The organism is Desulfosporosinus acidiphilus SJ4 (assembly GCF_000255115.2).
Classification (GTDB): domain Bacteria; phylum Bacillota; class Desulfitobacteriia; order Desulfitobacteriales; family Desulfitobacteriaceae; genus Desulfosporosinus; species Desulfosporosinus acidiphilus.
On the sequence record NC_018068.1, the window covers coordinates 1,611,715 to 1,627,656 of the forward strand.

Annotated in this window: 12 protein-coding genes and 1 riboswitch; of the genes, 11 read left to right on the top strand and 1 reads right to left on the bottom strand. The window is 40.3% G+C overall.

Annotated elements, in window-relative coordinates; translation table 11 throughout:
• Nucleotides 1-640 precede the first annotated feature (640 nt).
• Nucleotides 641-2,044, bottom strand: coding sequence for an amino acid permease (locus tag DESACI_RS07420; RefSeq protein ID WP_014826565.1), 1,404 nt, complete (start codon nt 2,042-2,044; stop codon nt 641-643).
• 110 nt (nt 2,045-2,154) lie between these two features.
• Nucleotides 2,155-2,330, bottom strand: a riboswitch (Lysine riboswitch).
• A gap of 720 nt (nt 2,331-3,050) precedes the next feature.
• Between DESACI_RS07420 and DESACI_RS07425 the strand changes: the two genes are divergently transcribed.
• The 11 genes from DESACI_RS07425 (at nt 3,051) to DESACI_RS07480 (ending at nt 15,880) form a co-directional block, all read left to right on the top strand.
• Nucleotides 3,051-3,920, top strand: a complete 870-nt coding sequence (locus tag DESACI_RS07425) for a hypothetical protein (protein ID WP_207643916.1) — start codon at nt 3,051-3,053, stop codon at nt 3,918-3,920.
• Complete coding sequence (locus DESACI_RS07430; RefSeq protein WP_014826567.1) at nt 3,910-4,779, top strand: GGDEF domain-containing protein; 870 nt, start codon at nt 3,910-3,912, stop codon at nt 4,777-4,779. The genes DESACI_RS07425 and DESACI_RS07430 overlap by 11 nt, the downstream gene beginning before the upstream one ends.
• Nucleotides 4,745-6,376, top strand: a complete 1,632-nt coding sequence (locus DESACI_RS07435) for a DUF2334 domain-containing protein (RefSeq protein ID WP_207643917.1) — start codon at nt 4,745-4,747, stop codon at nt 6,374-6,376. The genes DESACI_RS07430 and DESACI_RS07435 overlap by 35 nt, the downstream gene beginning before the upstream one ends.
• Nucleotide 6,377: 1 nt before the next feature.
• Entirely contained in the window at nt 6,378-7,646 is a 1,269-nt protein-coding gene (locus tag DESACI_RS07440) for a glycosyltransferase family 2 protein (protein ID WP_014826569.1), read from the top strand.
• 5 nt (nt 7,647-7,651) lie between these two features.
• A complete protein-coding gene (locus DESACI_RS07445; protein ID WP_014826570.1) occupies nt 7,652-9,694 on the top strand; it encodes a cellulose biosynthesis cyclic di-GMP-binding regulatory protein BcsB in 2,043 nt (680 codons plus the stop codon).
• On the top strand, nt 9,691-10,335 hold the full coding sequence (locus tag DESACI_RS07450; protein WP_014826571.1) for a fibronectin type III domain-containing protein: 645 nt from the start codon (nt 9,691-9,693) through the stop codon (nt 10,333-10,335). The genes DESACI_RS07445 and DESACI_RS07450 overlap by 4 nt, the downstream gene beginning before the upstream one ends.
• Before the next feature lie 503 nt (nt 10,336-10,838).
• A complete protein-coding gene (locus tag DESACI_RS07460) occupies nt 10,839-12,818 on the top strand; it encodes a methyl-accepting chemotaxis protein (RefSeq protein ID WP_014826572.1) in 1,980 nt (659 codons plus the stop codon).
• A gap of 125 nt (nt 12,819-12,943) precedes the next feature.
• Nucleotides 12,944-13,816 carry a chemotaxis protein CheV gene (locus DESACI_RS07465; RefSeq protein WP_014826573.1) on the top strand — a complete coding sequence of 291 codons (873 nt, stop codon included), beginning with the start codon at nt 12,944-12,946 and terminating at the stop codon, nt 13,814-13,816.
• A gap of 408 nt (nt 13,817-14,224) precedes the next feature.
• Nucleotides 14,225-14,881 (top strand): flagellar brake protein, encoded by a 657-nt coding sequence (locus tag DESACI_RS07470; RefSeq protein ID WP_014826574.1) that lies wholly within the window; start codon nt 14,225-14,227, stop codon nt 14,879-14,881.
• A 341-nt stretch (nt 14,882-15,222) separates the two neighbouring features.
• The gene (locus tag DESACI_RS07475) at nt 15,223-15,453 is read left to right on the top strand and encodes a hypothetical protein (protein ID WP_014826575.1); all 231 of its coding nucleotides are present in this window, start codon (nt 15,223-15,225) and stop codon (nt 15,451-15,453) included.
• Nucleotides 15,454-15,559: 106 nt separating this feature from the next.
• On the top strand, nt 15,560-15,880 hold the full coding sequence (locus tag DESACI_RS07480) for a hypothetical protein (RefSeq protein WP_014826576.1): 321 nt from the start codon (nt 15,560-15,562) through the stop codon (nt 15,878-15,880).
• Nucleotides 15,881-15,942 lie beyond the last annotated feature (62 nt).

A 15,942-nucleotide genomic window follows, 5' to 3' on the forward strand; every position in this document is an offset into this window, starting at 1 on the left:
GCTATGAAAAAAGGCTGGCCGAATAAATATTCGGGACAGCCTTTTCTATTTCGTCATAGGGGAACGAAGCAGCCATAAAATTTCTAAATATTAAAAATAGTCAAGAGGAAATTCTCATTTTTTGTCGAATATTATTAATATTTCTATAATATAGAATAATGCAATTTGCCTATGCAAATGAATCTGGCTGGTTAGATCCTATGTCGTAGAAAAGTCCTGTAAAGTTATTTGTGACAAATGGTTCAAGAATAAGGAGGTGTAAATATGAGTTGTCAATGTCCAAAGTGCAAAGGACAAGATTGTCTTTGCAAACTGTGTCTCGAAAAGCGAAAGTGTGGGTATGCTCGGGTTGATGATTGCCGATGGGAAAGCACGAAGAGAAATAAGGGTCAACCCGTATTTTTAAAGAAAAGTAATAAAATTACATTATCCCCGTCAAATGGGCGGCTAACATGATACAATCACGTTTCTGGAGCCTGGCATTCTGAGCATAGATATAAGGTTTAGACTAAGAATTTATGCGGAATATTCAGTGTCGTAGTATGTATATGTAATAGTAAGGAATTAGAAAAAGTCTGAACATCCCATTTGAACGGGATGGTTCAGACTTTTTAAGTATCGGTAAGACCTTTGGAGAGTACTATTCCTTGAGCATTTCGTGCTTTGGCAGGAGCGGAACCAGTACTAACCCGGATACAATGAGTAACATTCCGAGAGCTAAGGTCTTAAGATCGCTTAATCCGGTTTTCAAAACCCAGAGGGAATAGAGAGAAGCACCCAAGGCCATAGTCCCGTCAAGAAAACGTTTACCAATCTTAATTTTGCCATAGTTTTCACCCTTTAAAACAACTTTCAGAGAATAAATGCCTGAGAAAAGGTAAGGAACTAAGTTGGCAAGGGTGGCGATGACAATCATTTCGTTAAAGGCATTAGCAATGGTATCGGAGATCATTGAGAGCAGGAACAATTGCGTGAGGCCATTCGTAATCCAGGCTGCACGGTAAGGGGCACCATTTTTATTTTCTTTAACAAACCAGTGCGGGAAGAGATTGAGGCGTGCGGATTGGTAAGGGACCTCGACACTGAGTAAAATCCAACCAACCGTTGCGCCGAGCATGGAAAGGACACCGAGAGTTGCCATGATAAACGAACCTTTCGGTCCAATAATTTTCGTTAAGACATCAACTAAAGGTTTATCGGCAACCATCAATTCTTTGGCGGGTAAGGCCCCCATAGCCAAGAACGTAATAAGAAGGTAGATGGCTAATGCAATGAGTAAGCCGGTGAGTGTTGCCCATTTAACATCCTGCTGCCTCTTAGCTCGTCCGGAAAGCCATACTGCTGATTCCACACCGATAAAAGCCCAGAGGGTTAGAATCGCCCCTTGATTCATTTGTTGAAAAAGTCCGAGGGTTTCGCCGGATTTAAGGGTTTTTTCAGCGATAAAAGGATGGAGATAGGTTATATCGAAGATAGAAAGAGCAATAATTATGAAGAAGATGAATCCTAAGATTTTAGTTATCGTAGCAAAGAAGTTGATTTTACTTGCTGCGTATGTCCCTTTAAACATCAGATAATGAACAAACCAGAGCACCAGGGAAGCAATTATAAATGAGAGGAAATTGCCAACCTGAATGTTAAACAGACCCAAAGTGAAAAGAACCGTTTTGCTTTGTAAAACAGGCAGGAAATACGTTAGATAACCTACAAGCGTTATGAGAATTGCTGCATTTCCAGGAGAGTTTGAGGTCCAATATCCCCACGAGATTTCAAATCCCATGATTTGCCCCAGCTTGTTTTGGCCAAACAATTCCCTGGTGTAGCTGGGGGGACCGCCGATTAGTTCGGGTTTAAAATCTGACAGCTGGCCATAAACGTGAGCAAGCATCAAAACACCAAGACCGGTAAACAGCCAGGCAAGCAATACTCCCGCAGGAGAACCAATGTTCGAGAGAGATTGCGGAAGCATGAAGATCGCCGATCCCACCATGTTTCCAGTGACGAGCGCTGTCAATAACCAAAAACCTAATTTTTTACTACTCATTTTAATCCTCCGTAAAATTTCTGAATTTAAAATAAAATAAAATAAGCCCTTGAAGCTATGGTTGCTGCTCAAAGGCTTACTTATACCAACAATTTTGAAGGCATATCACCGAAGCAGGTAGCTCTCCACAACGATTTTGTGACAGTTATGCACCTTTCGGATACATACCCAGCATGTGAGTTTTTGGGCAATTATCTCACGTGCTTCGGCGATACTCCCTTTCAAGCCATTTTATTTCCCTGTCAGAAATGACCTTACTCTTGAGAATCGCGCCTCTACCTTGTAATTAATGATATTTATAGGAAAATTCCAAGTTTTGTCCATTAGTAATAGTAACCGGGATAAGTTATCTTGTCAATAAATAACCGTCAATCCTAATCTGTCAAAATTGTGGTATATCAATTTATTTATCCGCTTGTATATCCACTAATAACGCTGTGGGATTGGCTTATTTGTTGTAGAAGCGGGAGTCTTATAATTGGCAAAATTTTAATGTTTTCTTAGAGGGAATTCTCGAAATATGTAGAATTACCCTTTATCGTGCTGATAATTGGAAGCGATTTGTATTTATAAATCTCTAAAGTTAGTAAGAGGAATAAACTTGATATGTTTTAGTAACTATATCTAATGTTTTAGTTCCAGGCGATCCTTGGTAAGTTGTCGTTTATGTCCTGAGTATCATATTTACGGGTAATCTTGCTGTAATACTAAAAGAAGAGGAGAGGCGCTAAAAATCAGAATCAAAGTCAAATTCAAAGTTTTTACCATCCTCCTAATTCCGTTTGTTTTATTGTTTTTCATATATAGTTATAAAATCAATCACTTAGAATCCGGCAAATTTGTGGTCAAATACCTGCTTAATAATGATGCATCGGATCCTATCGAAAAAGATATTAATCGATTGCTTTCGCAGCGATTTTTAACAAGTGATGGACTCTTTACTAGCTGTCAGGGTGCTGGAACAGAAAGTAATAAGTATATACTTTTGGAATCAGAGGGCCAACTGATGGAGTATGCTTTGCTTTTAAAGGACAAACATTTTTATGAATCAGTTCTTAATAACCTTCAAACGTATTTTCTGGCTTCCAAGGGATATTATTATTGGCGGTTAAATTTACCGGATCTGCACTCGGAAAATGCCACAGCTTTGGTGGATGAACTAAGATTATTAAGGTGCTTGGATCAAGGCAGTACCATTTTTAATGAGCTTACTTATAAAATTAAAGCTTGCTTTTTAGCATTTAATCTCTATCGCTATAACCGAGAGGGAAATGTCTTTTGCGACAGCTACGACGGCAGAATTGGAAAGAGTGAAGGAAAAGTTTCTTTATTTTATATAGATCCTGTGGGACTGAAGATACTAGCGACTGATTTTCCTCTTGCTAAACAATCGGTGGAGAATACCATAAATCTTCTTAAAAATGCTCCTCTTAATAATTCGGGTTTTTTTCCGGCGTATTATGATTTGCGGAGTGGAAAGTATGTTTGGCCGGATAAATTTATGGCTGTTGAACAATTATATACGATTAGTTATGCTCAGGATGCTGGGAAGAATGTAACTATACTCTTGGACTTTCTGCGTAATAGTATTCGTAATCATGGAAAAATATTTAATGCTTATCAAGCGGACGGAAGTCCGGTTGGAGAGGACGATTCGGCGGCTGTCTATGCGTTGGCGGCACGTATTTTTCATCAGGCGGGGGACACTAGGGATGAGAAATGGTGCTATGAACGAATGCTTGCCTATCGCATTAATGGACAAAGTGAATTAAAAGGGGCCTTTGGCTACGAGACTGCCCAGTCAGCTTTTGCCTTCGATCAAATGGAAGCCTTATTAACACTCGGCCAAGAGGGGAAGACATCAAGTGAGCAATAAAATCATCGATCATAAAGTAGTTCGGAAAGATTATCTTTTCTTTATGGAAATTTTCCTCCTTTGGTTAGTATTATTGGCAATCACTATATCAACAACTCCGGGTGCTAATTTATCAGCCTTTGTTCTAATGAGTTGTACTGTAGCCGCTTTTGTCATTGGCTACATCTTTGGGTCGATGACCGGGCTGATTACTTCCTTAGCTTTTGTTTTTATTTACGGTTCTTATTTAATTTATAGCGTCTTGGTGAGTGGGAGTATCACAGAACTCAAGGTTCAATATGTTGTTTGGCTGTTCGTCATTCCCTTTGGCTCCTATTTATCCGGACAGATGGGTTCATATGTGAATAATCTTGTCTGGCAGTTGGAGAAACAGACCGTTCTTGAAGACTTTGTTACTATTGATGAAACGACCAAATTTCTAAATCGTAAAGCCTTCTTCGGCAAGTTAGAAGAAGAAATATCTCGTTCCCGTCGATTTGATCAACCATTGACCCTTATGGTAATTGTTCTTGTTAATGAGACAGAAATGCGTACAGTTTTCGGACAACATGGGATGAGCAATATTATCGTCGAAATGGCTAAGGTCATTGAGGAGCACACACGTATTATCGATATGAAAGGCAGTATTGACGAAAAAACTACTGCTGTAATTCTTCCTGGTACTTCCGGTGAAGGTGCTGCCGTTGTGGTAGAAAAGCTCAATAATTCATTAGACCGAGTGAGTGTTTCTCTTGATGGGAAGCGTAAAGTGCTAAAACTAAGGGTAAGGCTGGGAAAAGCCGAAGTAAGGAAAGGTGAGGATGATATCTTTGCACTTTATGACCGTGCCTTGGAAGAAACTAAGTATGATCTTGGCTAGCTTCTTGGTATTATTTTTGATGGTTTCAGTTCCGCCTGCCCAAGGAAGCAGCCCTGAAAATACTCCTGGATTGCGGTCTCCAGCGAAAGTTCTGGTGTTTTATGAAAGATCGACGCGGTTTGGGGAAACATTTCCCCTTGTTAAGGCCTTAGAAGAGTACTTAGGCCATTTTGATGTTCAAGTTGAAGAAATGGCCTGTTCCCAGTGGACTCCGGGAAGTTTGAAAGGATATGACGTTATTTTTTATTTGGGAGATTATAAAAGGAGTCTGCCTAATAATTTGCTTTCAGAAATGAGTCAAGTTCATAAATTGTTTTGGTTTGAACAAAATATCGAGCAGTACGCGGGCTTTGAGAAATGGATTGACTTTCATGACTTGGGGTTGCTAAGTGATTATGTTTCTCTCCACTATAATGGGACCAATCTTTCGCTTAATCCCAGTGAAAAATTCAATTGCGCTTACCCAGACGATGCCCAAGATCGTGTCGTTGCCGACAATCTGCACGGGCTTGTTCCTTTCGTTTGGGAAAAAGATAATGTTGTATATTTTAGCAGATTAGATTTTCAAAATCCTTTTAACTTAATTCTAGGTGGCATTTTAGAAGATATTCTTAGCGGAAATCAGGCCGCGAGCAAGCAGGTATTATTGCGAATTGAAGATGTTCAACCCCTTACTCCGCCTGATACTTTGGTTAAACTCATCAACACTTTAGCAATTGCTAGAATTCCTTTTGCTCTGACAGTGACTCCGTTAATGGAACTCGATGGAAAGACTGTATCTTTGATAGATTATCCCCAATTAGTTAAAGTACTTCAGACCGTAGAATCCAACGGCGGCTGTATCATCCTGAAAGGTTATGAGGTCACTAATGGTACAGAATTGGAGTATTGGAACGCTAAAGGTGATAAACCTTTTGACGTGAGCAAGGAAAATGCCGCCCTAAGCGGGATAAGCAAAGGCATACAACTCTTGGCAGGGTTGAATTTGTATCCGGTAGCTTTTGAAGTTCCAGGTTCCGCTATGTCGCTGCGCGGCTATAAAGTTTTAGCCCAGCATTTTACGACATTATCCGGAAGTGTTCAATTATCCGATTTATCCTCCGCCCAGTCCATTGACGTTCCTTTCACTTATCGTTCAAAGTTGGCGGGAATGCTGGTATATCCGGAAAATCTTGGCTATTATGACCCAAAACTATTAGATCCTTCCGGCACGATTCTTAACAAAGCTCGACAACTGTCGGTGGTTTCCGATTGCACAGCCGGATTTTTTTTTCACAGTTATTTGCAAGCGGATAAGTTATTGCCTATTATTAAAGGTCTTCATCAAATGAACTACCAATTTGTTGATCTGCGCTCAACAAAGTACCAGGTAACAGCTCCGAATATTTCAATAGCAGCTCAGAATGGCTACCGGAATATTAAGTCCGATATTCCAGCAGTATCCATTGACCAAACCCTAAAAGGTTTGAGATTATCAGTACGTAATTTCTTTTATGCGCTGGTGGCTTTACTATTAATTATTCTGTTAATATTTTTATATATCCTAACGCGAATCCGCCGAAGCAAAAGCAATTTGTACGAAAAGAGGAGGAGCTAGCATGGGAAATCTCACTTTGACGGATTGGTTTTTTATTTCAACGGTATTGGCAATCTGGATGCTGCTTTTTTACCACGTAATATTAACCTTTGCCGGATATCGCCGGTTTGTATCTTCCTTCGCAGTTGAAGAGAATTCCACAGGAATAAGTTTAGAATCTTACCCAACAGTATCTGTTCTAGTTCCTGCTCATAATGAAGAAAAGGTTATTGGACGAACGGTAGAGGCTTTAGCAAGATTAGAATATCCTAAAGACCGGATTGAAATTATAGTTATAAACGATAGCTCCACGGATGGAACCGGTGATGTATTAGCTGAAAAACAGAACCTATACCCTTTTCTCAAAGTAGTTACGATTAACCCTCCTCAGGGCGCCAAGGGCAAGTCAAACGCGCTTAACCAAGGATTTCTCGCGTCCAGCGGTGAGTATATAGTAATTTATGATGCGGATAATACTCCTGAGAGAAGAGCCGTTCGCAGTCTGGTTGAAACCATTGTCAACGATCCTAGATTGGGAGCCGTCGTGGGAAAGTTTCGCACCCGCAACAGGAATGTCAATATCCTTACACGCTTTGTAAATATTGAAACTCTTAATTTTCAATGGACCGTTCAAGCCGGCCGCTGCAGTTTATTTGGACTTACGACAATCACTGGTACGAATTTCTTGATCAGGCGCAGTATTCTGGAGAAAATTGAGGGGTGGAATATAAAAGCTTTAACTGAGGACACCGAGTTGACGGTCAGGGTTTATGATGAAGGCTACTACATTACTTGGGTTCCTGATTCTGTGACATGGGAGCAAGAACCTGAGAAATGGAGTGTCTGGATCAAGCAAAGAACCCGCTGGGCCCGAGGGAATTTAGGTGTAATCAGTTACTATATTAGGAACCTTTTTAATTTAAGAAACAAACGTATTGCCGGGGATATTATATATTTTTTCTTTACCTATGGAATTTTCTTCTTTTCCATACTCGTATCCGATATCATCTTTCTCCTGGGGTTATTTGGTAAGAGCCATTTAACTCTCACGGGACCTTTTACGATCATATGGTTTATGGCTTATGCTATGTTTATTTTTGAATCGTTCATTTCTGTAAACTTTGAAGCAGGCGAGGGGACATTTCTTAATCTTCTTCTTATTTGTCTTATGTATTTCACCTATTGCCAGCTTTGGCTTTTAGTCGTCGTAAAGGCAGCTTATTCTGTGTTAAGCGATCGTATTTCGGGTACCAATGCTCGTTGGTATAAAACCGAACGGTCAGGAGGTTAGTTTCTTTGTCGAAAAGAATGATTGCATTAGCTATGATAATCATAATGCTTCTAGTTCCGGCTCGGGTTTTGGCGTCAGAGGCACCGAGACAGGAAATATCCAATCTCACTATATTTTCTAGTGATCAATTATTTAAAACACCTTTCAACCAAGCGACTTATTATTTTACGTTACAGCCCTATTTTCATGCCAGCGGGCAATGCTTTCTGGATCTGAACTATACTCATTCATCGATTCTTGACTATGAAGCATCAAACATCAGTATTCTTTTCAACGGAATACCTATCGCCAGCCGGAAGTTTTCCCAAGAGGACGCAGAAAATGGCTCTTGGCGGGTGGACTTACCGATTGGGAATTTCGCTCAAGGGATCAATCAAATTCAGATTGCTACCAAACAAAATACTGGCGGCTCAAACAATCAGGACATCGACAATACCGGTAATTGGGTAGTACTGTCACCCCATTCAAATTTGCATCTGGAATTGGCAGCGGACACAACAGGACTGTCCACATACCCTTATCCGTTTCTCAATCCTTTTACTCAGGATCCGGTTCATAGTACTTGGTATTTGCCAAACAATACAAATGTGGATGATATTAAGTCCATGTTGGATACGGCCGCTGATTGGGGTTCCAAAGAACCCTATCAGCCGCTCAAGCTTAATGTTAAAGTTGGGAAGGTCAATTCCGGAGACGATAATAAAATTCTCTTCGGTCAACTTAAAGAATTGCCGGGCACAGGAAAACCTGTCTTGCCTCCGCAAGTAGGTGTTATTTCTTTTAACTCAAATAGTCCCCAAGGGGTTGGAGATACTCTTCTTGTTTCGGGTACAGACCCTGTCGGATTATCTAAAGCAACGGCGTCGTTAAGCAATCCCGACACGTTAAAACAAAGCAAAGGCAATACTCTGATCGTTCAAAATGCTCTTACCCCAAGTCAAGCCCAAAAACAAAGGATTGGCTTAGCAGGTTCTTATACTTTAGCAGATTTGGGATACTCGGATATAGTCCTGGGCGGGGTTTTTCACCAACAGACCAGTATTGTCCTCAATCGTCCTTTAAATTGGCAGCCTGGTAGTGCCAGTTATATCAATGTTCATTTCAGACATTCCGTGCAATTGGATCCTGGGAAGTCTGCGCTCACTGTTTACATAAACGGTATCCCGGTGAAGAGTACCTCTTTAGATGCCAATAATGCGGACAATGGAGAGCTTCATTTAAATATCCCGGAGTCTGAACTAAATAAACCTACCTGGACGGTTAATTTTTCCTTCATGAATTATATGAACGTTAATGCCTCAACGAATCGATATGATGAGGTGGCTTGGTCGGTACTATGTGCTGATACTGAAATTTATCTTGCTCCCGGAGCTATTAATAATTCCTGGGGATTGGCAGATTTCCCCACGATTTCGCGACCGGGGCAGCCTTCAACTCAAGCTACGATGTGGCTTTCCGCTCAGCCGGATCAGGAGGAACTGACCCTGGCAGCAATTATTGCTGCCCGAGCAGCGCAAAAAGGACAAAAAGTTGATTGGCATATTGTTCTGGGCTCAGAGACTAAAGCGGAAAATAACGGCCCCGTAATAATGCTTGGATATACTCAGGAAAAAGATCGTTTAGCAGGATTGAGAAAATTTATTCCTGCTTGGCCTGATCAAAATGGCAGTTATGAAGTCGCACCTTTTGTAAGTTTCATTCCAAGTCAAAATAATGTAGCCGCTCTTATTGAGGCGGCCATATCCCCATGGAACAAGCAGCAAGCTCTCTTTGTTGTCCTTGGCACGAAGGCCGATTCTTTAAGTAAAGCGGCTGAAGTTCTTACCAGCAGTAAATTGGCTGACCAAGTCAATGGACAATTAACGGTTATTTCTGCTGATGGAACAATTACGGCCCTAACCTCGTCTGCCGAAACCAAAACCAATCAACCCAATATAATTCAGCAAAAACCGATTCTGGGATATGCTGCAATTATCGGAGCAGTGATTCTTTTCATGTTCTTTAGTTTATGGCTCGTGCGAAAAAGGAATAAGGGGGGGAATCCTTGAAAAGGAAGCAGATTATAATTCTTAGCATTCTTTTGCCGATAGCGATTATTTCCGGATTTTCGCTCTGGTTGCTTTGGGAGCATAAATCCGTTCCTAAAACCTATTCCACCACACGTTCTCTCATGCCGGTATCCGCTTCGACGCAGGCGACTATTCAACAAACACTCAACAATTTTTGGCAAGAATATGCGCTGCAACATAAACCTCAGGGGGAGAAGAAAGACTCTGATTCCGATTTGAAATCAGAGTCAATAAACCCTAAAACCAATGAAGCAGAAATAAATAGTCAAGTAAAAGCAACGACCCATCCGGAACTAGAAACAAAAATTCTTTATCCTGGGATACCTGAGGGGCTTGTAATTACTCCGGTAAGCAGTAAAAGCATTAAATTAAGCTGGAACCCCGCTATCTATGCTGCAACCTATAATGTTTACCGTTCCACTAAGCATGATCAAGGGTATCGTAAAATTACTAACGTAAAGTCGACCCTGTTTGTGGATACAGGACTTAATCCGGGAACAGCATATTTTTATAAAATAAGTTCTGTGAAAAGCACGGGTGTTGAAAGTTATTTTGCAAATCCTGTGGGGACGGTAACCAATGCCATAGATTCTACGGTTAGTTCAATACCTTCCCGCTAAAATTCTTCAGAAGAAATATTAAGATGCTCCTACATGTATATCGCGTTAGCAGAGAAGCTCAAGGCAATCTTGCTAACGCTTTTTTATACGCTTGGACCTCTATGCCGCTTAGCGGGTCACTGATGAAGGGAAAATTATTTTTCCAGTGCGAAAGTATACCCTTCGGTTATAGACATAGGCTTGGCAGTAATATTGCAATAATGTATAAACTAGACCATAAATTACCACCATCTCAGAGTGAGCTTTATCCTTTTGGGATAATTAAGCTGCATTTTTGGTTTTTTTTATTATCCCGCGAAGATAATAGAAAGTTTGTTTAGAAGTATTATAATTTATTTATCTATACTATTTCACTAGACTATCGAAAGGAGCAAATGACTCTGAACTACTCGCTTAATTGCCTGAAACTAAAATTTAGGAAGATTTTTTAAGAAATATAGAATATAATACATTATCATAGAATATTGTCGATTTTAATAGAAATATAGAAAGGAAGTTGAAAGATGATGAAGATTCGATTTGCGAATTCGATTGGCGGAAGGTTAATCCTTTGGTTTCTAGTTTTTTCCTTAGTTCCCCTCCTGGGAATAAGTACTCTTAATTATTACACAACTAAGAATGATATGACTCAAGACGCTATACATAATATGAATCAAACAGTAGACTTGACTGCTGAAGTATTAAATAATTGGTTAAGTGAGAAGATGGATGTTCTTAGTACCCTGGGGAAAAATCCCGTCTTTGCGACCGGAGATAAAGCACAGATTGCGGATTATTTGAAACGTGAATACCCAGCACTTCCTTATGCTGAGGATCTTCTTTGGGCGGATCAGAATGGACAGGCAATCAATTCATCGGGTAAAACATTAAATATTAGTGATCGTGGTTATTTTAAAACTGCTATCAAAGGGGAGCCTACAATTTCCACAATGTTAGTTTCCAAAAGCACAGGAAATAATATTATTCCCATTGCTATACCAATAACAGGAACTCAAGGTCCTTGTGTATTAATGATGAGCCTTAAAGGGGATGCTATTCAAACAATCCTCAATAAAGCTAAATTTGGTCAAACGGGTTATACCTATTTGTTTGATAACACGGGTCTAGTCATCGCCCATCCCGAAAAATCACAAGTTCTAAAACTTAATGTCGTAAAATCAGATTCCGAAAGTCTTAATAAAATAGGCTCTGAAATGTTAAAAAATAAACAAGGGAACGGTGAATATGTATTTCAAAATATAGATAAAGAAGTGGCATACACGACGGTTCCCAACACTGGCTGGCATTTGGTTATTACGGCTCCTATAATAGAATTCTACAGTTTCGCCACGAAGCTCTTTTATATGAGTTTAGGTGTAGGGCTGGGAGTAGCGCTGCTTGTTGCAATATTAGCTTGGTTTATAAGCAAACGTATTGCCGGACCCATTGTAACCTTAGCTGAACAGACGGATGTTTTGGCAACGGGTCAGCTCAATGTCAAGATCAACGATGGGTATATGGGCGAGCTTGGGACTCTTGGTCGGTCTTTGAAAATTATGACGGAAAATCTGAGAAATATAGTTTCGGAGGTGCACCAGAGTTCACGTGAAATACTAACTTCGGCACAGGAATTAAAGAATGCGACAGAAGAATCATCGTCTTCAGTTGAGCAAGTTGCTCGAGCAACTGAAGAAATGGCTGGAGGAGCAAGCAATCAAGCTGAAAGTTCTCAACAAATAGTTCAAATGGTTAATCAAATAGCCAGTGCCGTGGATCATGTCAACGTTATGATTAATAAAACAGTCGAAGATACAAATTTAGCAAAAGTATCGGTGGACGAAGGAATGGAAGCGGTAGCAAACCAAAATCAAAAGATGAGGGAAAACTCTGAGGCCGGACAACAAGTTGCAGTGGCTATTGAGCATTTGCTTAATCAGGCCAAAGAGGTGGGTGCCATCTTAAGCACTATATCCAACATAGCTGAACAGACGAATTTGCTTGCTTTGAATGCAGCGATTGAAGCAGCTCGTGCCGGTGAGCATGGGAAAGGGTTTGCAGTGGTTGCCGATGAGGTAAGAAAATTGGCTGAAGGTTCAAGAGATGCGACGGAAGAAATCGCGAAAATTTTAGGCGGCATCCAAAGTCGTGCCCAGGAAGCATGGGAGCAAACGAATAAAGCCAAAGCAGTCATCGAAGCACAGGAACAGGCCGTTGAGCATACCAATAGTTCTTTTGCAAAAATTTCCGAAATCGTGAAATCTATGGGCGAACAAATGCAAAAAGTTAAGACTTCGTCGGTGGAAATTGGTGAACATGTTAACGAAATTTCGGGGAGCATCGAAACCATTGCTTCGGTTGCCCAGGAAAATGCTGCCGGAGCAGAAGAGGTTTCCGCGAGTACAGAAGAATTAAGTGCCACAACAGAACAAATGGCTGCGGCTGCCCGTACATTATCTCAGTTAGGAGAAAAATTGGACAAAGATGTAGCCATTTTCACGCTATAAGGGAGCAAGTACTGGGTTAGAGGAAGATATATTTTAAATATTAAAGGAATTTTAAGATAATATAGCGAAATAGAACGAAAGCTTGAATTACAGAAAAAACGTGTTCGAAGATAAGGAGGATATGATTGAAAACAGATATACTCTTAGAAAGTGGTACCAATGAATTAGAAATCGTAACCTTCAAAGTTGGGGATTCATTATTAGGAGTTAATGTTGCTAAAGTTGAGAGAATTATTACTTATCAGCCGATTACGGATATACCTCACTCAAGTAAGAACGTCAAAGGAGTCATAAACCATCGGGGCAATGTTTTACCTGTTCTTGATTTGAATACTGCTCTTAAAGAACGTTGTCAAAAAGCACCGACTGAGAGATTCTTAATTATAATTAATATCAATAAAAGCAGTTTCGCGGCTGAGGTGAGCTCTGTTATTGGTATCAGACGACTTTCCTGGACTCAAATCGAGGCACCTTCTTCAATTCTGCTTAAGGGGAATGAAACCCCCATAACAGGTATAGTGAAGACGAATCAAGATGAAACTATTCTGATGCTTGACTTTGAAAAGATACTAGCGGATATAGATCCTTCCTTAGCGTTAAAAGAGTCAACGGAGACTAACGGACTGGAAGGAAAAAAACTTATTGTTGCAGAGGATTCCACCTTCCTATTAAAAGTTGTCAATGAATCTCTGCTAAAAGCCGGGGCAACGGTTGAGAAATTCGGTAATGGAAGAGATGCCTTTGAGTATTTGCAAACCTGTCCTGTTGATGAAGTTTTCTGTGTCATTACTGATATTGAAATGCCTGTCATGGATGGAATGGCACTTACAAAGCAAATCAAAAGTAACCCGGACTTAAAAGAAATACCTGTCATTATCTTCTCGTCGATTTCCAACGAGGGCCTGCAAAATAAAATCTTAAGCGTAGGGGCTGATGCCCAGATTACAAAGCCGGAAATCGATAAACTCGTTGAGCTCATTAAAACGTTTGAAAGATAGCACACTACATGTTTCGCTCTATATTAAGGCCTAGACAAGTTCAAAGGAACTCCTTCAACAAGGGCTGCATAAAAGCTTACCTTGAAAATAGCAGGTTCAATTAGCAAAAGGCGTTATCATTTCACTACTACAGTGGAGTGACAACGCCTTTCTTTAATGATTGACAAGCGGACAAGCAATCGTGGAATGCAATAAGAGTCGACAATTTTTTTGCAGCCCTTATTAAAAGGATATAAGGCCAAACTCCGGTCATATTTAGTACTTGTTTTATTTATCTAACAGCAGCGTTGAAGCCAAGGACAGTGTAAAAATTATTTCATCCTTGGAGAGAGAATAGAGGGAATTGAGTAAATATGTGGAATACATTTGTGAAAAACAGTTGATCGATCATCAGAAGGAGGTGGCAATTTGAGCTTCAGCCAGTTTCATAAGAAGCTTTCACCTGGTCTTTCCATTATACTTGAAGTTCTTGAAGGCGAGTATAAAGGGAAATATCGAAGCCGTATCGAAGAAGTAGAAGAAATGTTCATAACAGTAGGTGCCCCCTTCGTAAAGGGTGACCTAATACCCCTAAGATTAGGAATGGAGTTAAATGTTGTATTTTGGGACGAGATATCGGCCTATTCATTTTCCACCAAGATCGTTAAACGAGCTGCAGACCCCATCTATATCTTAGTTTTAGATATGCCGGGGACAATCGTGAAGACACAACGCCGCAATTATGTTCGGGTTACATCTATATTCCCTTTAATATTCCAGTTGCCCAGCGAAGGACTTAGTAAAAATTATAAAGGAACTATGTTAGATTTTAGTGGTGGCGGGATACGCTTTCTAACAGAGAAACATGTGGAAGAAGAATCGATACTGAATGTTCATTTAGAATTCGCTAAAGAAGGTATCGCAACTAAGGTCCGCGTCGTAAGGACTGAAGAGATTGAAGACAGTAAGCCAAAACGTTACCGTGTATCGGCAGAATTCGTTGAAATATCTGAGCGAACTCGTGATCAGATTATCCGTCACATTTTTGAAATTCAAAGGACGCTGCGTAAGAAAGGGTTAGAATAATTGTATGGATATCTTTCTTACAAACTTAGATAAAACACCTACTGCAGTCAAAAAGGCAGTAGGTGTTTTAAAATTATTCTTGTAAAAACGAGAGATCCCATTAAATTAGTTAGGTCCTTAAAGAATAGTTGTCACCTTTTCGGACAAGATCCATACTATATACTAAGAAAGGAAGGAACACTAAGAAACACTAAGAAATAAGAAATAATAAGAAATAAGAAACATCATCAAACATTAGGAACGGTCCTAACTCTTAATCTCAAAATTTCTAGATCTCTGATAGAAGCATTGTCTTATAAAGACTGGCTTACCAGTCGAAAAGAGAAAGGGGATTTTGAGTTATGGGCGGTTTAAGACCAAATTTGGTTGTCTTGTTTGATACGCTTCCCATTGGCGCAAGAGTTATCGTTGGAACCGATTCAAGCGAATGGGTCGGAAATTATGGCGGCGTAATCGATGGCGTATTATTCCTGACTAATGCCCGGCTGTTTTCTAATGTCGGCAACCCTATTGACGGAATACAATCCGTTGTTAGAATTCCGATCATTAATCTCCAATATGTTAGCTATTAAATTCCCTGGGGCCGGAAAATTTCCAATCTGGATTTTCCCGGCTCCCCCTCCCAATTTATTTTCTTATGCTGGCCACAGAGGCCTATTTTCAGAGGAGGGAATTTAAATGCTAAGATTACCACCCTATCCACCTTTTGTCCCGCATACTCCCGGACAACCCACGGTTCGCTGGCCGCATGTACCTTATCCACCGGTAGGAACTACGGCATATCCTAATGTGTGTATTTTATTTGATACTCTTCCGATTGGTGCAAGAGTCGTGGTGGGACTTGGCTCAAGTGAATGGGTAGGAAATTATGGCGGAGTTATTGATGGGGTATTATTCCTGACCAATGCCCAACTGTTTTCCAATGTTGGAAATCCCATCGACGGAATTCAATCCGTGGTGAGGATTCCGGTCATTAATCTTCAATTTATCAGTTATTAAAACGCTGGGGATATCCTAAACGGGATATCCCTTTTTGAGTGAAAGCGTTCAGCTAAAACTGA